Source organism: Anaerostipes sp. AF04-45, from assembly GCF_003461725.1.
In the GTDB taxonomy this organism is placed as follows: Bacteria; Bacillota; Clostridia; order Lachnospirales; family Lachnospiraceae; genus Anaerostipes; species Anaerostipes caccae.
Genome location: NZ_QTXQ01000005.1, coordinates 1 through 21,277 on the forward strand (window position 1 = coordinate 1; position 21,277 = coordinate 21,277).

The window sequence follows — 21,277 nt, forward strand, 5'->3', positions numbered from 1 at the left end:
TGGCACTAAAATAACGTGCGGTTAGTACCTCCCACATTCTGCCGTCGGACAATATGAGGAACAACTTCTCCTTTTATTTATCTTCACTCCATATGTCCTAGATTATGTTAAAATAATTTCAAATCCTGTTTAACCCGCGACACTGGAAATGTATTTTTCTGAAAAATAGAATAGGATTTAAATGATTTATCTATTATATGTCCTTATCCCCCTTTACAAAGGAGAAGGATTATTTATGCACAAAAGAAAAAACTACAGCAAACTTATATATTACTTCAACCGATTAAATCAGGAAAATAAAGATTATATTATATCTCTTATGATTCAACTTTTCCGGGATCAGTTCAAAAACAATTGTCAAAGAAGTAAAACAAAAAACCTTGAAAATATTATTTATTTCTATAAAGAATAATTTGACAATAATTCAACTTATGTTCCATTGGAACATAAGTTAATCAATCCCAGTGTTTATGCGGGTCTACACTCTTTTCTCTATATATCAAAGTTTCTTTTTCTGTTACCGGCCTCTTCCTTATCAGCTAACTAATGAATCAAAGAAATATACTTCTGTCTTCTAGCAAGCTTCCTATTTGTATTACGATGTAATACAAATAGCTTGTTGGGGTATCCCCAATCCCCTTTTAAAATTTGGGAGGTTTCCCAATCCCTCTTTTTAAGGGCAAAAAAATAAAGCCCCCGAAGGGACTTTACCTTTCTAATATATCTTCCAAGCCCCGCATAAACACTGGGTTTCTTCAACTTATGTTCCAGTGGAACATAACTAGTTTTTATACTATAATTCCATATCTTGATCTAGGTTTATCCCCTGTTCTTTCATATGCTCTGGCTGTTCCAGCGTAACTTCTTTCGCTTGTATTGGAAGATCCTCCGCCCTTACTTGATTCTTCTCCTCTTCTGATCTTATATTCAACGTTTCTAATTTTCTATCTGTTTCTTTTAAATTCTCTAAACTAACATCAGTTTCAAGTGTTACCGCAACATCTATTTCTGGAGAGTTTATAAACCCTATATAAGCAGTCTCAAGCTCTTTGAAGTTACAACACCGTTTCTGTAACGCTTCGGATACATTATTTTGAGTCATTTTATTGTATAGTTTAAATGCTTTATTATAAATTTTATCCCGATTCGCATTACACCAACTAATCTGGTTTTTTAATAGATTTTTATAATTTTTTTCAGCTACGCTCTCTTCTGGTAAGTTTTCAATATTTATTTCATATAAAGTTCCTAGGTCTGCCGGAACCATATTATTCAAATTAATTGCACCTAATTCTCCCTGCTTAATTTTAATAAAGTCAATTTGATTTTTCATTTTTTGATGTTTTAATTTTGGTGATGTTAAAGGAGCAAAATAATTTAATTCTTTTATTGAGAAAACTACCCCAATAAATGGGCGATTTTCTTTTTCATCCTTTATGTAAGGAACTTTTTTATCAGTTTCTCTTAGATATTCGTTATAAATAGGATTCATTCGATACAGCTTTAATCGTTTCATTCATTTCCTCCATAAAAATAGGACTGGATAACTTACCAGTCCTACTTTTTTCATTCCCACTTACTGGTAGGGTACACCGCTTTTTTCATCCCCACTTACTGGTAGGGTACACCGCTTTTTTCATTCCCACTTACTGGTAGGGTACACCACTTTTTAGAATATTTCATACTAATAATGAGATAATCTTTCTATACCTTTATTCTAACACATTTTTTATTGCTGTCAATAGCTCTATTTATATATTAGTTTATTGTTCCTACCCAACTAACAAATATTATATGTCACCTATTTAACATCCAAATCTGAATAAATGCTATAATTCTTCAACTTATGTTCCACTGGAACATAAGTTATTTATCTTTTATTTTGCAAGTTAGGATACCTTATCTTTTGTATTTGTAATTTCTATGGTTCCAAATCTAATGCAGGTTCTTTTTGCGCCCCAGAAAGTGTTTCTTGTTGTAGCCCTTCATACTGTTTATTCAACAGTTTTTGTTCCAGTTTATCAAAGTCATAATTTCTCTCTTGAAAATTATGAAACTGATTCGGCTTGGGATTTCCTTTCTGATAATTTGAATTATTATTTGGATTAGATCTTTGATAACTTTTTCTTTGGGGAACTTCTTTCTTTTGGCTCTGTTCTTTAACCGGATAAATACTCTTCCATCCATTGACGACCGTTTGATTTAACATTTCTGCTTGACGATGAATATTTGGTTCAAGGAAAGCAACATGAGCTAGTGTTGCACCAATCTGAGATTTCATAAGTGGATGTCCACTTTCTTCTCTATAAAGTACATAATTTTTCATAGCTTCATTGAGTTCAGGATCCTCATGGTATTGAGGTTCTTCATCCTTCAGTGGCTCTTGCTGCTGATCCTCTTTCTCCTGCTCTTGCTGCGGTTCCTCTTTCTTCTCTGGTTCTCCTTCTTGCTGCGGTTCCTCTTCCTGTTTTTCTGGTGTCTGTTCATCCACAAGTTCTTGAGCCTGATCTATAGTCTGATCAGATATAATCTCCTCTTGAATCTCTGGCTGTTTGATTGCCTCGCTGACTTCTTCTACCACTTCCTCTAAGCTTTCCGGTTCTTTTTGTGCCTCTTGCTCAGAAATCTGTTCCTTGATAACTTCTTCGGAACGCTGCGCCAACATCTCTGAAATTTTAGGACTTATAGATGTTTCTGTTTCTCTGCTTGGAAAATGTACATATAACTTTGTAGCACGCAGCAAACTTTCTAAGATTTCTTTAAGTTGATCTTTGATTTTGTCTAAGACTTTCTGTGTCGTCATAGTCAAGCGGATATCCTTCATCTGGTCTGCCGTCATAGCTGGACTTTCAAAAGCCTTGATATCTAAACCGAGTTTCATTCCAAGTCGTACTTGTTCCATTTGTTGAGCAGAATAATTTAAGCTAACAAATTTGCTGACATCCAGGTCTTGTTCTTTACCTAACCGAATCTGCTCCATCTGCTTTGCATTTAAATCCGGATGAACATACATATCCACATCTAGATTTTGTTCCATCCCTAATCGGATCTGCTCCATTTGTAGAGCTGAAAATCTTGTGTGTGCATACTTTTCGACTTCTATACCATTTTCAAGGCCAAGTCGAATTTCTCGCATTTGATTTGGTTGAAAAATTGGGCTTTGATAAATGGTTGTATCTATATGATGCCGAACTCCCAGTTTGATTTCCACCATTTGAAGATTGTTGAATTGCTGTTTTTTTGTATCTGCCATAATTATGCTCCTTTCCTATGGTTCTAGTTCCTCTCCCAAATCCAAGTCCTGAGATTCTTCCATTGTCTTAAATTTAAAATCTACCAATGTTTGATTTAAGGTAGAAATAACACCTCGTGCCAAATCTTGAATAGTATCCGAATGTAATGGTTGTTTCTTAGGTAAACCAATTTGTCTTTTATTCAAAAATTCCTCTGGAGTCAAATCATATTCTGCCGCTTCATCCTTCAAGATTTCTTTTTCTGAAACTGTTTCTATGGCTGCCTGACTGCCGGGTACATGCTCCATGATTGGTCGTTTCTCTGCTAACTCTGGTTCTTGATCCGGAAAATTTTCCTCAACCCAAGTTCTAAATATCTTTTCCACCTCTTTCCCATCCAACTTTGGATATTTGTTTCTCCAGTCTTTAATGTGCTGTAATCCGATTTCAGGATCTTGATTTTTTAAACTCAGTTTCATGGCCCTTTTTACCACTGACACTTCCATATTGTTCGTAAGATTCTTAAATGGCTCATTTTCGATATACTCTTGATAATTCGATATTAAATACTCACTAATTTTTTCGGCACTTTGACAAGCCCGAAATAGTTCGTTTGGATCTTCTTGTAAGATCCGGATCCATGACTTAAGATAATTGGAATGATCCCGAAGGCCATCATGATCCGCCTCAAGTCCCAGGTCTGATTCTAAAAATGCAGATGAGATCTCTGCATTTAGTTCTTCCCTGGCATAGCCTTGTGTCCCAAATTGGTTCTTCAGCGGTCGGTTTAAACGAGACGTATGACCCGTACTATGTGCCATTTCATGTAAACCGACAGAAAGAAAAGCCTCTGGAGATTTAAAAAAACCACGTGGTGGGAGGACAATTCGGTCATTTTCTGGAGAATAATAGGCCTTTTCCTGCGCTGCCTCTACAATTTCACACTCAGAAGACGAAAAGAAGTGTTCAGCTAATTTTAATATCGCATCTTCCTGTAACGCCGCCTGTTTCGGCAGTGGCTCCACCCCGTCCATTTGTTCTGCGTTAAACACCCGGAAGTAATTGCACACTGGATGCTCCAGACACACTGTTTTTTTGACTTCCTGTCCCTGCTCATCCTTTTCTTTGATCTCCTTTGTGAAGATCCACTTTTCCAGTAGAACACTTTTTTCTCCTTTGCGGATGTGGTATCCCTGATCGGATGCCTGTTTGAAGGTCATCCACCTGGGATCCTGATAGCCTTTTTCTACCGCAGCCATAGAAAGCCGCAGCCGGTTACCTCCCTGGTAGTTTACACCGCTCAATGGATTCTGTGGCCGCAATGCTTTTGAATTCCATTTTTCCTTAGAAAACAGGTAACCTTGCTCCATGTTGGAGATTATTTTTTGAACCAACTCTTTTCTGGAACTTTTGACTAATTCTATTGCACTTGCCACCCTTATCCCTCCTTCTCTAAGAATGTTCGGAAGTCAATAATCTCTTCTCCTGTCAGCTCCTCTTCCGGAATATCCATTTCGTCTTCGGCAGCTCCTAACAGCTGTTCTTGCATTTCCTGCACAGACTACACCCCCTTTTATAAACTTTAGATAACTAAGGTTTATTAGTTTTTTTTCTGTTACCCTTTTTCTTTTGTTACCCATCGTTTCGATAGGGTGACATTGCTTGTCAAAAAGAAATCAGGTTTTGGCAGTTATTTCCATGTCATCTTCATTGATAGCTTCCAGACAAGCATTTAACCGTTCTTCTACGGTCATATTTCTTCTTGCAAAGATTAATGCCAGACGTTTTTCTACTTCCTGATCCGTCAGATAAGTCTGCTTTGCTTTTTTCTTATCCATTCCGTTCACCTCCCTTCTTTGATCGGTTATTTATCGTATTAGAAGACTGCCTGACGGTCAATTCCTTGCCTTTTAACAGCCTTTCTTTGATCGACCCAGGCATTGTACTGTCTGTAATTTATAAGAGCTAAAACAAGACATGTTCTTTGTATGCAATTTATTTCTCTTTCTATTTTTACTTCGGACTTTTCCTCAAACTGTTCTAAACATAATTGAATAATATTGATTTGTTCTCCTCTAATATTTTTCTGGAGTCGTTTGATATATCCCAGGGTTTCCAGTCCAGTAAGGATGCTCTCAAAAGCACTGTAAGGGATATTTAAGCGTTCAGAAAGCTCATGGGTAGAAAAGTATGCCATAGCCTCTTGATCGGCCGCAAAAAGGAAATACGCAAGAACCAGCCGTTCCCTTGCTGAACTCTTCTCTAGTGTGAAAACCTGACGGATACAGCGACATTTATATTGAGTTTCTGGTTTAAGTTCCTGTTGATCAATCCAATCTAAAAAATCTGGATCTTTTAGAATCCATGTTTTCCAAATTCCTTCGTTCTTACCGGAACAAAATGAGTGTTCTGGAAAAGTTAAATAATATTTATTTGTCGCCTGTTCTCCAAAAATAAATTGCGGAATTACTGCAAGATATCCTTTTTCCTCTAATGATTTGATCTGTCTTTGTACGGTTCGTTTGGCCAGGCCGGTTTTAAATGCTATCGTCTCAATGGCCGGATAGGAATATCCTTTCTGATCCGAGAGCTGACATAAAAAAAGAGCAACCGATTTTCCAGCAGCGGTTACTCTTGGATCTTCCAAGATCATGTTTGTTATTTGATATTTCATGTCAATTCCTTTCATAAAATTTTCAAAACACCATTGACATTACTTACGAAAGGAATTAAAATATAATTACTTTTAACGACTGTAAGCAATGCCAATGTATTGTTCTTATGTGTCACAAAAAGGGGCCTATTGCAACTAGGCCTCTTTTTTTATTGTACGCCGGGATTCGGATTTTGATTTTCTGTTGTCTCCCCTTCTTCTAGCGGTTTTTCTATCTCCCAGTCAGATGTATCTTTGGGAGCCTCTGTCATTTTTTCTTCTGTTGTTGTAGTTTTTTCTCTTTGCTGTACTGTGGTTGTGGAAGTTCCTGGCACTTCTTTCTTTTCTTTTTGCTGCAGAAAAACAGCGCAGGCAATGATCACAAGAACGAGCAGAAAAGATCCCAAGATTCCTATTAATTTTTTCTCTCTCATATGTTTTAATCTCCTCCTTCTTTACTTTGAGATAATCCAAAAAGGTCCGCCGGCGGATGCTCCGGAACGTGCTTCTGAAATAATCAAGTCCAGGCTCCAAGTTTGGCCAGTTCTTTGTCGGGATCCGCAATCTGCGACCGTTATTTTTCCATCTTTGATTCCGGATAGAACAATGAAATGACCACCTTTCGTAAAGTGCCCTGGAGCCATGATCGCAATAACCAATTTCCCGGATTTTAAGGCTTTGACAATTTGACTTTTGTTTTTTCCTACTCCCTTACATTTAAGACCATAGTTCCGGGTTAAGGCTGGAATCACATCGTGTTTAGAACCTGATCCGGCCACATAATATCCACGAGCGGCCGCCCATGTGCAAGTCTGGCGTGGTGTTACTCTCTTTCTGGATAACGTAGAAATACAGATAGCGGCTGATGTCGGCCCGCATCCGCTCTTTCCTATAGTACTGGAGCCATACGGAAGGGTCTTCCAAGCCGCATCCCCCTGATTATAATAGACCACTTTAAGTCCACAGTTGCCCTCCAACAATAATACTTCTGCAGAACTATCTCCCGTTGCAATCGAATAATACTTCATGACTTTTTCGGCATGATCCGGAGTACCTTTTGCTCCCGCCGGCATCATTGTGGCACTGTATTCCTGGCTTAGTGCTAAGGTATACTTTCCACCATGTTTTTTGATCCAGCTGATCCAGCGGTCCATGCCATAATTGTAACCTTGCACAGCGACTTTGATGTGATCAATATCGTAGGGGCTTTCCACATCTGCTTTCTTCAAAGCCCCTTTAAGCTCTTGAATACCAGCGTTAATACTGCATTCGGCATGGCCGACCGGGATTCCATTTGGTCCCTGCACATGCCCACCCTGCTTATTTTTTGTAATCAGACAGTATTTGCCGAAGGCTCCCTCTGCAGCCTGCATTGGATCCGGCTCGTGGCCCCCCGATTCAACCATCATAAGGGCTAATGCCAGATCTTCATATCCGGTAATTTCATACTTGGCACAATACTTTGTTACCATCGGCCGGTATGCTTCTACTTCTTTACTCAGGGGTTCTCCTGCAGTACCTCCGGAGGAAGAAAACATAGAAGCTACTCCGGCTAAGATTAAAATAAACAAAAAAATAGGAATCAAGAGAATTGTCAAGAGACGTTTTCTTGATTCCTGATCTTCCAACTGGCGTTTTAATAATAGCAGTAATTTTGGATCCATTTATCTGCCTCCTGCCTTTCCGAAATATGCCCATTTATAATCCGGGATGGTAAAATTGATGTGAAATCGTTTGGATCCAGCCATAAAAAGAGCATGGCCCCGGCGTTTACTTTCTAGTAATTCTCGTTCTGCCTCGGTCAGATGATAAAGGTCATTGGTTTCTTCCAAGTTTTTTCCATCTGTACCGAACAGTATTTTGTAACACGGTGTGTCCAGAAGAGCCTGGCCATACATTTTAATGCGTTCATCCAAGAAATCGACAATAAAGTGGGAGATAATCATCAAGCCCGCTTCATACTTTCGGTCTCTCTTTGCCACGTTGCGTAAGAACACCAGGTTCTGCGGTACCTGCGGATCGATCATTAGATATGCTTCATCACAGATTAACATAACTTTTTCGGTCCGGTCTGCAGACATGATGTTCCATGCCCAGGTCTCTAGGAGAAAGTATTGCGCACGAATGATGTTATCTCCGCTGTTCTGCAGATTAAACGTATCAATTACAATGCAGCGGCTGTCAGACTTTAAAGTTGTGTGTCCGTTCCAAAGCCGGCTGTCTGCTCCGATGGCTGCGTCTGCAAGCAGCATCTCTAACTCCCTCCAAATGTTCACATCGGCATCTTTTCTTGTCTTATCCAGCTGATCTGCGTGTGCCTGGACTAAGTAGTACAGGTTTTCCATAATCGGAAAGTCTTCTGCAGAAAGTTTTGTCACATCGGTATCCCAATCAATTCCATATTGTTTATATAATTTAATTAAGGCTTTTTTTAAATAAGCCTTTTTCATGTCATCCAAAGATGGAAGATATAGACTAAAAAATACTTCCAGATGCTTGATCCATAAGGCCAGGTCTCCTAAGCCTTGACCGTCATCCTGGTTATAGTAATTGTCTTTGTCCTCCTCATCTCTAGGAAGCGGAAAAACTTGCAAAGGATTAACTCGACCTTTCGGAGATCCGCCAGCATCAATCCAATCTCCATTAAGGTTATTACAAAGATCCCGGTATTCTCGTTCAGGATCAATAAAAATCAGCTTTGTTCCCATCATGTAATCTGATAGGACCAGATGTTTAACGGTTGCTGATTTTCCTATTCCTGGGACTCCCATAATAACAAAATTGGAATTGGTCCGGTCGTTTTTTCTTAACCAATGATCGATGACAATCAGCCCTCCATCGGCATCTTTGCCAAAAAAGAATCCTTGATTATCATTAAATCCAGAGCTGGAAAAAGGGAATCCTCCGATAAATGTTCGAAGGGGCATTACCCGGTTAACGATATCTTGAATTCTTTGATCCTGTGTATAGAACGGTGAAATTTGCTGTAACGCCTGTCTCTGCAGCATATTTAAACGCCGGACTTTGCAACGGGAGATAGAACAGGTCCCCCTCATTTTCTTCTCAACCTTTTGATAAATTTCTTTATTTTCGGCTAAAGGAAGAATCAGGGTGCTAAGTTCTCCAATGGATTCTCCATCTTGGTCAATTCGTTCGAGTAATTTTTCTCCGTTATCTACGGCTCTCTGACTGCGCTTTTGTGTGAGAGGATCCATAGAATCTAAATTTTGTCGATCCACCTTAATATTGTGGTTGATTGCATCAATGATCTCACCGTCATTATTTGGTGTATAAGTCATCGCTACAATGCTGGATGGAATATTTGTAATCCGGCCAAGCCAGCCATATTCTGGAGATGGAGGGTACTTAATGACGCCAAAGGCTTTCCCCATATTTTCACCCAGAATGATTTGATTTGTCTTACACTCCAGTCCCACAGGTGCAATGACATTTAACAGAGCTGCATTTACTTCTTCTTCTTTCTTCTTGGCCATTTAGCGCACCTCCTGTAACAATGGAAGAGCTGGCTCTACATCCTCATCTTCCAAAAGGACAACTGCCGGATTATTAACCAGGTTACAGAGCTGAATGATTTCTGCTTCTTCCAAAATCTTTGTTTTTACCTCGTTTATTTCAAACTTTGCTTGAAATTCTTCTATTCGTTTTTGTAAATCTTTATCACGGTTCTCCTCATATTTTTCATAAAGACAGAAATAAAACTGTCGTTCTACTTCTTCATTATAATAAGTTAAACGAGATATTTCTTTTGTTTCTTTTCTCAGTAAATCCCGCTGAACTGTATTTTCTGTCTTAGAGAGTAACTCCTGATATTGGTCAAGAAGCGGTGTAATATCGGTCGGCCGACTGACAGCCAAAAATTTTAGTGGTTCTTTTTCTGATGATATTTCTGCCGTTAACGATTTTGTAAAGTTTTTCCGTTCTCTTCTGGATAACAAATCCATAGAGATCGGAAAGATCTTTAAGTAGCAAAAAACAAAGCCATCACGAGTATAAAGGAATTCCCCTCTAATATCCTTTACGTTGGTGAACTCCTGAGCCGACAGTTGTTTTTGGCTTTGCTTTGCTTTTCCCTTCTTTCTCATTTTTTCTCTCCTTTGCCTCTTTTGCTTTTTGATTTAAATATTGGTCAACTTTTTGCTGCAGCTCTTGTGATTTATACCCAAGGTCGATCCACAACGGTGTGACATCGACCATAATTTTCCCCTCTACTTCCACATACTCAAACCCCATTTCAATTAAAACCCTTTTTGGTATTTTTACTCTCATGTGTATTCTCCTTTCCATTTTCCTTAGGAAAATGGCAATTCCTCCAATCCATCTGGAATGTTCATAAATCCGTCTTCGTCTGTTTTACCTGCAGGTGCTTGCTGCTGTCGCTGAGCAGAAGCTTTGCTTTCTGCAAAGTCCTGTTCTTCTATGATCACATCTGTTGTATAAACTTTTTGACCGTCTTTGTTTGTATAGCTTCCAGTTTGGATCCGACCGCTGATGACGATCTTTAATCCCTGGTGAAAATATTTTTCAGCAAACTCGCCGGCACGTCCAAATGCCACACAGTTGATAAAATCTGCATCTGGATTTCCATCTTTCTTAAATCTTCGATTCACTGCCAAAGTGTATCTGGCCACAGCCATTTGTTTTTCTCCTTGGCTATACCTAACATCCGGATCTCTTGTTAATCGTCCCATTAAAATAACTTTATTCATAATATCCTCCTTCTTGGACCAGTTCCAGGACCACTTCTTCCTCCATTCCTTCCTGCAGAGACGGTTCTTTATATGCTGCCTCTTTTCTCAATTTCTGTTCTTCTCTCAATCTCGGAGTCTCATCAATTCCAAGAAGCTCTTCCGCACCGTTACTAAGCTTCTTCGGTTCCTGTAGCTCTTTACTGATTGCCTCTAATTCTTCTAAAGTAACATACGTTTGTCCTGCACTTACGGCATCATACCATGGCCGTGGATCCGGAATAATTCTTCCTGTCTCTGGCTCAACCATGACCATCTGGAAAATTTCTTCTCCCTGCTGATTTCTCACTTTTCTTATTGCTCTTACTTGTTCAGCAACTTCTTTCATAGGCTCTTTCACCTTCTTTACATAAAAAGGGACATCAATTTGATGTCCCTTAATTAATAATTAACTGTTCTTTTTTCTTCTCCAAATTACAACGCCGGTGCCGGCGGCTGCAATCAGTATTCCTCCAAACAACCACGGTTTTGAAGCATCCATGGTTTTTGCAATTTCAGAAATGGTTTCCTTTACTCCTGGTTTCTTTTTTGGTTTCGGTATATGGATCGTATTGGAGGCATTATTTGGAACAACATCTTCTCCTGTAACCTCCACTTTATTTGTGATATCCTTTCCTACGGCAGAATCTAAAACTTTGACCTGGTATTTGATAACCGCTGTTTCTCCATAGGACATCTGATTAATTGCTATGGTCAGAGTCTTTCCTTCGACTTTTACTTCATAGTCTTTGACACCAGTCACTTTGATGGAATCTTTTTGCAATTCTAATTCTTCCGGAATCGGGTCAACAATTTTTACGTTTTTGGCTGTATCGCCTTCTTTGGTCAAAGCAACTTTAATGCTGTACGGAATCAGATCACCAACTTTGTAATCTTTTTCGGCTGCATCCTTTTTAACGGCCACTTCGGCATCCTTCTTTCCAATCTGCACCGTGTGATCCGTTTCCACCTCATCGGCATTGTCTGCTTTTGCCGTTGCGATGTTTTTTACTTCTTTATTTCGTAAAGAAGCATCTTTAAACCATACATCATAGGTAACTGTCATTACCTCAGTAGAAAGATTTGTATTTGTCTGCAGCTCATACTGTCCATCATCCTTCAATGTAAGTTTGCAGTCTTTAGTAATGTCTTGGCCTGCCACTGTTACCTTTACAGTCTCAGGATCTAATTCAGCACCCTTTTCTTTGATCAGATCAGTAATTACTATATTTTCTGCAGTGGCATCCAGACGTTCCTGTGAAACTGTAAGAGTGTACTTTGCACTCTCCCCGATATAATAAAGATCCTTATCTGTTTTCTTTACGATCTTTACAACCGGTCCTGCTCCGTTTTTAATCTGTACTTCATGATTTGTTTTCTTTTCTGCGGTATTATCTGCAGAGATCGAAGCAGTATTCGGTACAGTTTTTCCATCCAGCGAGGCCTCTTTAAATAAAACATTGTAAGTAACCTCTACTTTATCTGCATCGGTGATATCTTTGCCTGTCTCCATAACAAATCCTGTGTCAGTTACCTCCAAAGATTTTGGAGTAATTTCCTCACCATTAATGAATAATTTGATCGACTCTTTGTCGATTACACTCCCCTCAATGCCGAATTGATCTTTGATCACAACGTTTTTTGCGGTTTCTCCATCCCTTGTCTGACGGCCTATAATCTTATATTTTCCAGTCTCACCGACCTGGTATACTCCTGCATTGGAGGACTTTTCAATATCTAAGTTTGGCCCCTGGACCACTACGGTCTCTTCGTCTTCCTTAGGAAGCTTTTCATCGCTGGTCGCCGTGAGGACATTTTTTACATCTTGTCCCGCCAAGTCTTCATCTGTGATGGCCATCTGATACTCCAGCTTAAAAGCTGTTTCTTTCTCAATTCCCAGGGGATTGTACTTATCTTGGGTTTTCCCTATTTTTTGACCGACGTCAAATAAATAGTAGTTATCTTTTGTGCAGATTAGATTTTTCTTTGTGGTAATCTCAAAATCATTATCCTTAACTTTTATATCTGCATCCTTAATGATATTCCCAGCCCCATCCATTAAAACGATAGAGTTTTTCTGCAGTTTAACTCCTTCTGTGGCAATGGCATCTTTAATCACGATATTCCTAGCAACACAACCAATGGAGTCCATGCTGACATCTGCAGAATAGGTTACAATGTCACCTACCTTATATTTCTGCTTATCCGCTTTTTTATCCACCTTGAGTTCCGGACTATTGATCCAGATTTTTGCATCTGCTTCTTTTTCAGGGACACCTACGGCTGTTGCCCTTACCCGGTTTATCATTTCTACACCATTGGAAGTTTCTCCTGCTGTTGCATTGAAGGAAATGGTGATCGTGCTACCATATGGAAGTGCATAACCTCCTTTACTCCGTAAAATCCAGCCATTACCGGATTGAGATAGTGTATAGTTTGCTGCGTCGATTCCCGTGACTTTGACTGAGCTAAAGTCCAGCTTGATACATTCCGGTATCGTCAGGTCTGAAACTTGAAAGTATGCGGAATCCGCATTTGCATTGTTGTTTTTTACTGTTGCCGTATAGACAATCGTGTCTCCAACTTGATGTTCATATTTGTCTACAGTTTTTGTAACATCAAAACCGGTCCATGAATCGCTCCTTCCTGGTAATTCAGCAATCGTAACAACTTGATCTGTTTCCAAATTCGATCCGTCAATGATCGTCTTTGCTTTATTTGTATACATAAGTGAGCTATTCGCAGAAGCATAATGGCCGTGGTCTTCCCATTTCTTTTCCAGTGCTTTCTTCTGATCTGCCGTCCAGTTTTCCGGAATATTGATTTTAACCTTGATCTTCATGGTGTAGATCGTATTACTATAAAAATCCGGATTTTTTGGATTTTTTAATGTAGCAGTGACTTTATTGTTTTGATCAGTAGCAACCGTAAACATAGAGGTTACATCAGAAACGTTTGCATTTGCGTCCTCCGCCATGATCGTTACATTTTCCACTTTTAAACAGTCATCAATGGCATCCTCGAAAATGAAATTATCGAAGTAAAAATTTTCGGGTATGCCCTGAGCGATAGGCTGTGTTACAGAATAGGTCCATGATTCTGCCAGGTGCCGGATATAATTTTGTGTTACATTTGTCTCATCACTGTCAGTAATTGTCTTTTTCGGTTTGACCGGCGGCACTTCAAACATGTTCTGCCCGCTACCTACATACTGTTCCTGGTTTGACGGCTCATCCCTAGTCCTTCCGAACGTATAGTCAAAACTCGTAGACTCGAATGTAAAGGCTACGCAAGTAAACGCCTCAGAGTCATAGTTTTTTCCAGTCTGATCCGCATAGATCAAGGTTCCGTTATCTTCGGCAAAGCAAAGATTGGTATTGGAAGATACATACTGGCCAACCACTCTATCAGCTTTGATTCCAATGTACTGACCATCATCAATATCTTTTAAGGTTACATTACTTTTTATTTTAACTGGTGTCGTGGTCCCTGCCTTATAAAATGCATTATGGGTCTTCACTTCTTCTAAGCCTACATATGCGGTTGATGAAATGCCCTTTCCGAGTGCAATCCACCCTTCTTCGCTCTTATATTTTTCAAATCCAGTAATGGTTCGGACTAAATCAACATCGATCCATTTTCCATCCTGATATATCTTTAGATTTGTACGTTTAACCTGGATATTATTGGCGGTGTTGTTCTCTGTTTTAAACCAGAAGTAATCGTTCTTTAAGAAAGAGGGAAGATTCAGATCTGTTCCTTGGAAAGTTGCAGGAGCATTGGATTTATTACCTTCACTTACAGAAAATTTTGTCTTATTGGTTGCTTGCAGACGGAAGCCGTAAGATTGATCTACCTTCAATGCCTTGTTTTTAGCATCATCAAAGGAAGACCATCCTCCTTCTGGATTATTTCTTTTCCATGCTTCTCCACCTCCAGTACCTTTTTTTATTCCCACAGTGCCGGCAGTATCAATCTGGGCAGATACTATGGTCGGCATCATCAAAACCGCCATGGCGATCACTGCGATCGTTTGCAGCAAGCTTCTTTTTTTCTTCATTCTTTGTCGTCTCCTTTTACTTACATGTAAGTCAAATGTACTTTTAAAAGAAAAAAACATCGCTAGCTTCACGATGTTTTTTCTTTTCTAGGTAGGACTTCGATTTCTTGTATACATAGCATCAACTCCTTCACTTGAGGCACAAAAAAAGGACCACAGAAATTGTTTCCTGTAATCCTTGAATTATTTTTTATTTTCTTTCTATTGGAACATACTATCATTGTACCCAGCAATTAAATATTCTGAACTGGCTCTCATTATGACTAGCTTTCCGTTCTTATAGCCCTTTACCTTATAATATAGGTTGGTATCTGGTAATTCTTTAAATTCTGTTCCCTGAAATCGCCGGTTTTGTCCTGACTCCAATTTAAAGTCAAAATTTTCCTTGGTGGGCCAGTCAAATTTAGTCAAACGATTCGGACTTACTGTAAAGTATAGTGTAATTCCGTTTCTTGCTCCAAATTGAACGTGTGCACCATCGGCTTCCGTATAGAGATAGTTAAATACATATCCTACGGAAATCCATTCTTCAGTACCAACATAATACATATAACCTGCCCTATCATCTCCTCCTATGATCTCTTTGCCTGTCAGATTCACCTGGTCAATGTCCTTCTGAACTTGAGTTTCATTGATCGGGTCCTCTTTACTTGGCAATTTTGTATTTGTAGATGGTTTAGAATTTACAGCATTATACGCCTTTTTGCTGTAAGTCTTTACTCTTTTACCTTTGGTATTATACAATCGGATCGTAGCTGTTGCATTACCGGCGGCCTTTTTCATCTTGATAGAAAAAGAACCTTTCGTTTTACTTGCTTTCTTTTTATATATTTTTCCGTTGATTGTGACTTTTACGGTGTATTTTGGACGGGCATATCCCTTGATCACCTTAGATGTCCTTGAAAATTTGCTGACTGAGATCGTCTTTGCTAAAACATAGAACTTCTTTTTTGTATAGTATTTTTTGCCGTCTTTTTTATAGGCTCTGACATACAAGGCTTTGCCAGCTGCTTGTTTTGGAATTTTTACGCTGTAATTCCCTTTCTTACTGGCTTTTGCTTTGTAAGTCTTTTTTCCAATCTTGATCTTTACAACATATTTTCCTTTGGTTTTCCCTTTCACCTTAGTGGTTGTATTATATACTTTATTCACTGTCAGTTTCTTCTTGGCTGCCTGAGCTGGAACTGCTGGCAACAGAGAAACTGCCAATGCAGCACTCACAACTGTAACGACTGCTTTCTTTACAAATTTATTCATAATAATTTCCTCCTTATTTCTTCTTATACTCCTACTTTTATTATACTCTAACTTCTTGTTGCTGCAGCACGCACATGTATCATTGCTTCCCAGAGGATCCGACTCCTACACATGTAAAAACTACAACCATTGAAGTAAATATAGGATTTGCATAAACAATAATTAAAGTTATCAGTAAAAAAGCGTTGATGAATATCAGAATCAGTGCAAGCCCACTTCCTATCTCATCACGAGACTTGTAGTCCTTCACAGATAGAATAATTAGTAATGCAGCAAAGATCAGTCCTCCTACAAAATACTTGAAAAAATCATGCTCGCCTACTATATAAAATGACTGCATCAATTTATTTGTGTATTTAGATTGGATTGCACAGAGAACCTGGTTATATCTCCGCAAGAGGAAGATAAAAATGATCGCTGCTATATCAATGCCTAAATTTATACCAATTATGATTTTTCTAATATTACCATACAAATTTTTCTACCACACTTTCCCTATGATAAAAGCGATGATCGTCCATAAAAATGTCAGTTTCACCATGTTAAGTTGTTCATTTTCTGTTCCTGACTTCACCCACTGATACACAATATTTATTATTCCAAGAAAAAACCATGCGATGTAAATAGATGAGATCCAAATCACAACCATATAAGACAGAAAAATTTCTCCCCTCACAATGACTGTAAGCATACCAACAGCATCTGAGCAGAATGCCAATAAAAGAATTAAAATCTTTATTCCTGCATTTTCATCCCATTGAAAAAAAAGTGGGGCTGCCAGTAGCGCAAACAGGCTCACCAAAAGTATAACGGCTACAAATACTCCAATGCCAAAGTCCTGCGAAGCTCCATTTTGCATGATTTCTTTCATTTCTTTAGATAAAGGAAGTAATTTGATGACACTAAATTGTATCATATAAAAAGCTGCAATGCCCCCAAGTCCAAAGGATAAAAGCCCTTTTCCTATTCTTGCAGTTCCAATAAATCTACTTTCCATAGTTCACCTTCTTTCTTCTATTTTACCATATATTTTTCCATCATTCTCCCTCTTTTTTATTTTAAATTCATAATTGCTTTGAGTTGTTCCAATGTTACATTTTTCAATTTTACCTCGGTCCAAACTTCGGGATAGTGCTGCAATTCTTCATTGTAAAGGTACTTATCCCAAAATTTAAAGCTTTGGTGTTCCTCATTATATGTGAACATCAAAATTTGGGGATTGTTTACCTCCAGCAAATAGAACGGTTGGTATCCATGTTTTTGAATAGTTTCTCGTGTATACAATTTTGCATTATCTATATAAACAAACTGAATCTTTTTTAATAATTCTATCTGCCTCTTTTTTCCTGCTCTTTCGATTTTTAAACCAGTCTATAAAACTGCCGACAACATTAATAAACAGATCCATCTTACTTTCTCCTTTTATTCGTTATTTCCAAGCCAATCCTAAGAATGGCTGTTTGGCTGATGATTCGGTAAACTTTGTCATTAATCTATCCCATAATTCGTCGATTTTATCTTCCCCACTAAAATCCCTATTCTGTATTAATTCATCTTTCGTATAATATATCATTCTTTTGTACTCTTTTAAAATGTTTCTGGTTTCTTCTTCGAGATCATGGCTGATTTCAGCATAAAGTTTTAATTGTTGTTCGGTATTATCTGTTATGAGTTGATTTAGATTTAAAAGTCCATATTTTGTTTCTCCCGAACTATAATACTTCTTTATTATTTCTGTTGCCTGCTCCAGATCAGAGACTCTGCCATAAGGAAATGAAGTTTTAAATACAAGTTTCTCTGCAATAGTCCCTGCATAGGTTATCATAATTAGATTTTTGTAATATCCCTCTTCCACCATACGAGGAGAAATGAAACTTATACAACCACCATTGCCATTATTCAGAGGATCAATCGTTAATCTGTCAACTCTGAATCCAAGCAATTTGGCCACTATAAAGTGTCCTGCCTCATGAACGGCTGCAATCGCAAGCTCCTCTTCTGTTCTTGAATCAGATTTTCTTTTTTGTTCATCACCTTGACTCTGGTTACAATTCTGGCATGTCATTTGATCCGTAAATGTATTTAACAAAAAATTTGATGCCATTTTTACAACTATATTACATAGAAATATGATGAAAAAAATATTTGGATTGAATATATCAAATTTTTGATATTCAATACCCTGCCTCAATATCACGCTAAAAATAAATATAAAAATGATATTTGCTATCATTTTTTTGCGCCGATTATAAAGTAATATATCTATGCCATATGAAAGCATCATAATAGTATTTACCAAAGATATTATTAAAAGTTTTTCCTGTATATTAAGCTTTTGATATATGAAAAGAAATGTAATTCCATTGACAATTAATACTCCTTTTAGATAGTTCGCAATAAGATTGCTTGCATAGTTTATATATTTTATAATTTTCTCCATCATTCCTCTCCTATTCAGGACCATAGTTGATGTCAAACCGTTCCGTGGTTGTCGGTTTCGGTTTCCTAGTCGTTGTCGGCTTTGGTTTCCTAGCTGTCGTTGCTGGTTTTTTCTTCCTGGTGGTAGCTGCAGGCTTTTTCTTCCTGGTTGTTGTCACCGGCTTTTTATTTGTTCTTCTACTGTCTGTTTGTCTGGTCGTTTTTCTGGTGCTTTCATAATTTGTTTGGTAGGAACTGGAAGACTTGGATACAGACGTTTCTGTCTTTTCCTTTGGCCGTTCACTATCTTTCTTCTCTTTTGTACTCTTTTCTGCAGACTTTTCTGATGAAAATTGTACGGTTGAATCTGGATCCTGCTCTTGCTGCTTTTTCTGTACCGCTTCTTTAACTTTCTCTTCTTTCTTTTGTGCAGAATAGATTCTTATGCTGGCGGCTGATACGCTAAGCACTGCGAAAAATAGAATTATGAATAGGAGACGTCTTTTCGTCAACCAACCTTTGAATTCCAAATTTAGTCTAGGAATTCTTGATAGCTTCAACTCTAGTTTCTTTTTGCTCTTTTCTGCCTTTTGCGTCTTAACTTTTTTCTTCCGGAATACCGGCATCTTGTTTATAGTCTTTTCTTTTTTAACTTTCTCTTTTTTCTGCTTTTTTTGTTTTTGGGGTTTTTCTCTTTTAATCTTCTTAGGTTTTTTTTCTGTTACCCCGAAGTCGATCTCTGGTATCAAATCTTGAAATGTTTCTGAATGGATCGGCCGGAAGGGATCTTTCGGAACCTTTATAGCGATATCTATATCTCCCCGATGAATACGGATTTTATTTTTTTTCTCTGATTTAACAATAAGGGCAATATCACATTTCTTTATCATATTTTCTTTGGCTGCATCCCTGCAGCCGAAATCAAAAATCGCTATTTCCGTATCTTTAGCCAGGTTACTATAAAAAGGAATGCCTCGATACTCATATCCATGGTCTGTTTTCACCAAATGATATTTCTCTGCCCATTCCGGAAGCTTGGCTTCTTTTTCTACTTCGATGTAACAAAGATTGTCTTGCTCCTTTGCTAAACAGGAGATCATCTGAAAAGCAATGATGGCCGTAGCATCTGTTGTTTCATTCGCTATGATTCCAATTTTTTGATGTTTTGGCCCTTCTTTTAAATATTGTACTAATCCCTCGCTCTCCGTAAATGAAATACAACGTTGCATCCGGAACTTCTGTCCGGCCGGCACAAGGATTAGATATTGTGCCGCCGGGAAATTCTGAATGAGCACTGGAAGATCATCGGGAGAATCAAATGCTTTTAGATCGATGATAAAGGTATCTGGCTTTAATGTTGCCAGTTTACCATACTGTTCTTTGATAAATTTCTGTAATGGCTCCCTCCTAAGACAGTATTTCCAGATCCGTTCCTGTTCCAGGCCATTTAATATGTCCTGAGACTGTGTTGTGTGAATAAAGACAATCAAAATTCTCCCTCCCTTCTTATTTCTTTTCCCATTCATTCATATACCGATAATAAAACCGGTTTTGGCTTTTATAATAATCGATTGCAAACAGTAAATAATTTACAACACTGATGTTATCCGTTTTTGCAAAGATTACAAAACTAAAAAAAGCCCCTCCAAGTGCTGTTAAGGCTGCAATTACAAAATGATGAAATAAAAAATAAATCAAGACTCCAATAACTATGAAGATTAGTCCAAGTATCACTGCTGAAATTAGATCTTTCACTTGAAATCCAGGAATTATTTCCTTTTGTGTCTTGACTCCTACCGGCACATACAGCCGGTCCTCACTTTTTCCCTCCACAAGTTCTCCTTTCTCATTGAAAATAAGATAATGCCACCTTTTTTAACGGCAGGATACAGGTCGCGATGATCATGATTTTTAGTATAAAACGGATCCTTTTATTGATTCCGTCTGAACTATCAGAATCCACTTGGGCCTGTATTAATAAATAGATAATTCTGGCTATGCCGCCAACATTGATTAAACCAAGCATAAGATTGACCAATGAATTTAATGTTTTCATATCTCCCTCTTTCTAGCGGGCAAACATGGTCCGAACCATGTTGACTCCATAAAGTTTGCCCATAGCTCCGCCTCCCTGACGTACAAAGAGTAACTCTTGCATCAGCTTAGGTGTGCTCAAAGCGGTAACAGCGGCCGCTACGCTCCAGATCGGATGCATGGCCACCAGCAGCGCAATGGACATCCGAAGCAATACAATCTGAATCAGGCAAGTAAAACCAATCTGAAAAAATTTCTTAATGCCTATTTTAAAGACACCGCCGTCGCTGTCCATCAGGCCTACGGACAAAAATGGGATAGACAATTTTAAGATCATAAGCTCCAGCCCGTTCTGTATAAACTTCACATAGAGGAAGAGTACCAGCACAAGATACACAATCACCAACAATAAGTTTCCAATTCCTGATCCTACAATACTCGAAAAGACCAGCTTCCCCATCATTTCTGCCTCTGTTTTTCCGGACATGGCTTTTAACAATTCATTTGCGAAGCTTTTCAGAGAGCCAATCAATGGTGTATAGAGGCTCATAAAGGTAACTGAGATTGCAATGGATTGAAAAAAGCCAATGAGCAGCTGAGCCGGATCAGCATCCGGGTCTCCATCAGATTGAACGATATAAATAAAAAAAGCTTTCTGCAGAAACTTGATAACGATGACCACCAGCGCAAACTTTAGAATTACTCCGCTGATTTTATCCAGAGAAAAGCTTTTCATACCTAATGTTGATGTCATATAGTGTTCTGAGTTAAAGCAAATGTCCAATAGACTGACTAATAGCTTGTTAATCATTTTAAGTAAAGATTCTCCAAGATCTGTGAAAAATCCGCTGATCGCATCGGAAATAATACCTCCCAT

At 38.4% G+C, this 21,277-nt stretch carries 20 protein-coding genes; all 20 read right to left on the reverse strand.

Annotated elements, in window-relative coordinates:
• Positions 1 to 793 precede the first annotated feature (793 nt).
• The 20 genes from DWV34_RS08585 to DWV34_RS08680 all read right to left on the reverse strand — a co-directional run bounded on the left by DWV34_RS08585 (position 794) and on the right by DWV34_RS08680 (position 21,277).
• Entirely contained in the window at positions 794 to 1,516 is a 723-nt protein-coding gene (locus tag DWV34_RS08585; RefSeq protein ID WP_118475970.1) for a type III toxin-antitoxin system ToxN/AbiQ family toxin, read from the reverse strand.
• A gap of 405 nt (positions 1,517 to 1,921) precedes the next feature.
• The gene (locus DWV34_RS08590) at positions 1,922 to 3,253 is read right to left on the reverse strand and encodes a hypothetical protein (protein WP_118475972.1); all 1,332 of its coding nucleotides are present in this window, start codon (positions 3,251 to 3,253) and stop codon (positions 1,922 to 1,924) included.
• Positions 3,254 to 3,268: 15 nt separating this feature from the next.
• A complete protein-coding gene (locus DWV34_RS08595) occupies positions 3,269 to 4,669 on the reverse strand; it encodes an ArdC family protein (RefSeq protein ID WP_118475974.1) in 1,401 nt (466 codons plus the stop codon).
• Positions 4,670 to 4,909: 240 nt separating this feature from the next.
• Entirely contained in the window at positions 4,910 to 5,071 is a 162-nt protein-coding gene (locus tag DWV34_RS17185; RefSeq protein ID WP_158565680.1) for a hypothetical protein, read from the reverse strand.
• Between the two features lie 38 nt (positions 5,072 to 5,109).
• Positions 5,110 to 5,907, reverse strand: coding sequence for a helix-turn-helix domain-containing protein (locus DWV34_RS08600; RefSeq protein WP_199485886.1), 798 nt, complete (start codon positions 5,905 to 5,907; stop codon positions 5,110 to 5,112).
• Positions 5,908 to 6,056: 149 nt separating this feature from the next.
• Complete coding sequence (locus tag DWV34_RS08605) at positions 6,057 to 6,320, reverse strand: hypothetical protein (protein ID WP_118475978.1); 264 nt, start codon at positions 6,318 to 6,320, stop codon at positions 6,057 to 6,059.
• Between the two features lie 21 nt (positions 6,321 to 6,341).
• The gene (locus tag DWV34_RS08610; protein WP_118475980.1) at positions 6,342 to 7,550 is read right to left on the reverse strand and encodes a lysozyme family protein; all 1,209 of its coding nucleotides are present in this window, start codon (positions 7,548 to 7,550) and stop codon (positions 6,342 to 6,344) included.
• A complete protein-coding gene (locus tag DWV34_RS08615; RefSeq protein ID WP_118475982.1) occupies positions 7,551 to 9,380 on the reverse strand; it encodes a VirB4 family type IV secretion system protein in 1,830 nt (609 codons plus the stop codon).
• Positions 9,381 to 9,989 (reverse strand): hypothetical protein, encoded by a 609-nt coding sequence (locus DWV34_RS08620; protein ID WP_147342253.1) that lies wholly within the window; start codon positions 9,987 to 9,989, stop codon positions 9,381 to 9,383.
• Positions 9,913 to 10,173: a hypothetical protein gene (locus DWV34_RS08625; protein WP_118475987.1), complete on the reverse strand. Its 261-nt coding sequence runs from the start codon at positions 10,171 to 10,173 to the stop codon at positions 9,913 to 9,915. Before DWV34_RS08625 ends, DWV34_RS08620 begins: the two co-directional genes overlap by 77 nt.
• A gap of 23 nt (positions 10,174 to 10,196) precedes the next feature.
• A complete protein-coding gene (locus DWV34_RS08630; protein ID WP_118475989.1) occupies positions 10,197 to 10,613 on the reverse strand; it encodes a single-stranded DNA-binding protein in 417 nt (138 codons plus the stop codon).
• Positions 10,606 to 10,980, reverse strand: coding sequence for a hypothetical protein (locus tag DWV34_RS08635; RefSeq protein WP_118475991.1), 375 nt, complete (start codon positions 10,978 to 10,980; stop codon positions 10,606 to 10,608). Before DWV34_RS08635 ends, DWV34_RS08630 begins: the two co-directional genes overlap by 8 nt.
• A gap of 60 nt (positions 10,981 to 11,040) precedes the next feature.
• Positions 11,041 to 14,691 (reverse strand): isopeptide-forming domain-containing fimbrial protein, encoded by a 3,651-nt coding sequence (locus DWV34_RS08640; RefSeq protein ID WP_158565682.1) that lies wholly within the window; start codon positions 14,689 to 14,691, stop codon positions 11,041 to 11,043.
• A 201-nt stretch (positions 14,692 to 14,892) separates the two neighbouring features.
• Positions 14,893 to 15,948 (reverse strand): serine/threonine protein kinase, encoded by a 1,056-nt coding sequence (locus DWV34_RS08645; RefSeq protein ID WP_158565683.1) that lies wholly within the window; start codon positions 15,946 to 15,948, stop codon positions 14,893 to 14,895.
• A 481-nt stretch (positions 15,949 to 16,429) separates the two neighbouring features.
• Complete coding sequence (locus tag DWV34_RS08655) at positions 16,430 to 16,945, reverse strand: hypothetical protein (protein ID WP_118475997.1); 516 nt, start codon at positions 16,943 to 16,945, stop codon at positions 16,430 to 16,432.
• Positions 16,946 to 17,377: 432 nt separating this feature from the next.
• Positions 17,378 to 18,388, reverse strand: a complete 1,011-nt coding sequence (locus DWV34_RS08660) for a hypothetical protein (RefSeq protein WP_199485887.1) — start codon at positions 18,386 to 18,388, stop codon at positions 17,378 to 17,380.
• Between the two features lie 10 nt (positions 18,389 to 18,398).
• Positions 18,399 to 19,595: a hypothetical protein gene (locus DWV34_RS08665; RefSeq protein WP_147342255.1), complete on the reverse strand. Its 1,197-nt coding sequence runs from the start codon at positions 19,593 to 19,595 to the stop codon at positions 18,399 to 18,401.
• Between the two features lie 277 nt (positions 19,596 to 19,872).
• A complete protein-coding gene (locus DWV34_RS08670; protein ID WP_118476004.1) occupies positions 19,873 to 20,199 on the reverse strand; it encodes a hypothetical protein in 327 nt (108 codons plus the stop codon).
• A 13-nt stretch (positions 20,200 to 20,212) separates the two neighbouring features.
• Positions 20,213 to 20,422: a hypothetical protein gene (locus DWV34_RS08675; protein WP_118476007.1), complete on the reverse strand. Its 210-nt coding sequence runs from the start codon at positions 20,420 to 20,422 to the stop codon at positions 20,213 to 20,215.
• A 12-nt stretch (positions 20,423 to 20,434) separates the two neighbouring features.
• Positions 20,435 to 21,277, reverse strand: coding sequence for a conjugal transfer protein TrbL family protein (locus DWV34_RS08680; RefSeq protein ID WP_118476010.1), 843 nt, complete (start codon positions 21,275 to 21,277; stop codon positions 20,435 to 20,437).

Excerpts from the sequence above, each read along its gene's own strand:
- DWV34_RS08605 (WP_118475978.1), bottom strand. The coding sequence starts at position 6,320 with ATGAGAGAGAAAAAATTAATAGGAATCTTGGGATCTTTTCTGCTCGTT.
- DWV34_RS08635 (WP_118475991.1), bottom strand. The coding sequence starts at position 10,980 with ATGAAAGAAGTTGCTGAACAAGTAAGAGCAATAAGAAAAGTGAGAAAT.
- DWV34_RS08625 (WP_118475987.1), bottom strand. The coding sequence starts at position 10,173 with ATGAGAGTAAAAATACCAAAAAGGGTTTTAATTGAAATGGGGTTTGAG.
- DWV34_RS08665 (WP_147342255.1), bottom strand. The coding sequence starts at position 19,595 with ATGCAACGTTGTATTTCATTTACGGAGAGCGAGGGATTAGTACAATAT.
- DWV34_RS08645 (WP_158565683.1), bottom strand. The coding sequence starts at position 15,948 with ATGAATAAATTTGTAAAGAAAGCAGTCGTTACAGTTGTGAGTGCTGCA.
- DWV34_RS08680 (WP_118476010.1), bottom strand. The coding sequence starts at position 21,277 with ATGGGAGGTATTATTTCCGATGCGATCAGCGGATTTTTCACAGATCTT.
- DWV34_RS08590 (WP_118475972.1), bottom strand. The coding sequence starts at position 3,253 with ATGGCAGATACAAAAAAACAGCAATTCAACAATCTTCAAATGGTGGAA.
- DWV34_RS08675 (WP_118476007.1), bottom strand. The coding sequence starts at position 20,422 with ATGAAAACATTAAATTCATTGGTCAATCTTATGCTTGGTTTAATCAAT.
- DWV34_RS08660 (WP_199485887.1), bottom strand. The coding sequence starts at position 18,388 with ATGGAGAAAATTATAAAATATATAAACTATGCAAGCAATCTTATTGCG.
- DWV34_RS08620 (WP_147342253.1), bottom strand. The coding sequence starts at position 9,989 with ATGAGAAAGAAGGGAAAAGCAAAGCAAAGCCAAAAACAACTGTCGGCT.
- DWV34_RS08600 (WP_199485886.1), bottom strand. The coding sequence starts at position 5,907 with ATGAAATATCAAATAACAAACATGATCTTGGAAGATCCAAGAGTAACC.
- DWV34_RS08640 (WP_158565682.1), bottom strand. The coding sequence starts at position 14,691 with ATGAAGAAAAAAAGAAGCTTGCTGCAAACGATCGCAGTGATCGCCATG.
- DWV34_RS17185 (WP_158565680.1), bottom strand. The coding sequence starts at position 5,071 with ATGGATAAGAAAAAAGCAAAGCAGACTTATCTGACGGATCAGGAAGTA.
- DWV34_RS08655 (WP_118475997.1), bottom strand. The coding sequence starts at position 16,945 with ATGGAAAGTAGATTTATTGGAACTGCAAGAATAGGAAAAGGGCTTTTA.
- DWV34_RS08615 (WP_118475982.1), bottom strand. The coding sequence starts at position 9,380 with ATGGCCAAGAAGAAAGAAGAAGAAGTAAATGCAGCTCTGTTAAATGTC.
- DWV34_RS08585 (WP_118475970.1), bottom strand. The coding sequence starts at position 1,516 with ATGAAACGATTAAAGCTGTATCGAATGAATCCTATTTATAACGAATAT.
- DWV34_RS08630 (WP_118475989.1), bottom strand. The coding sequence starts at position 10,613 with ATGAATAAAGTTATTTTAATGGGACGATTAACAAGAGATCCGGATGTT.
- DWV34_RS08610 (WP_118475980.1), bottom strand. The coding sequence starts at position 7,550 with ATGGATCCAAAATTACTGCTATTATTAAAACGCCAGTTGGAAGATCAG.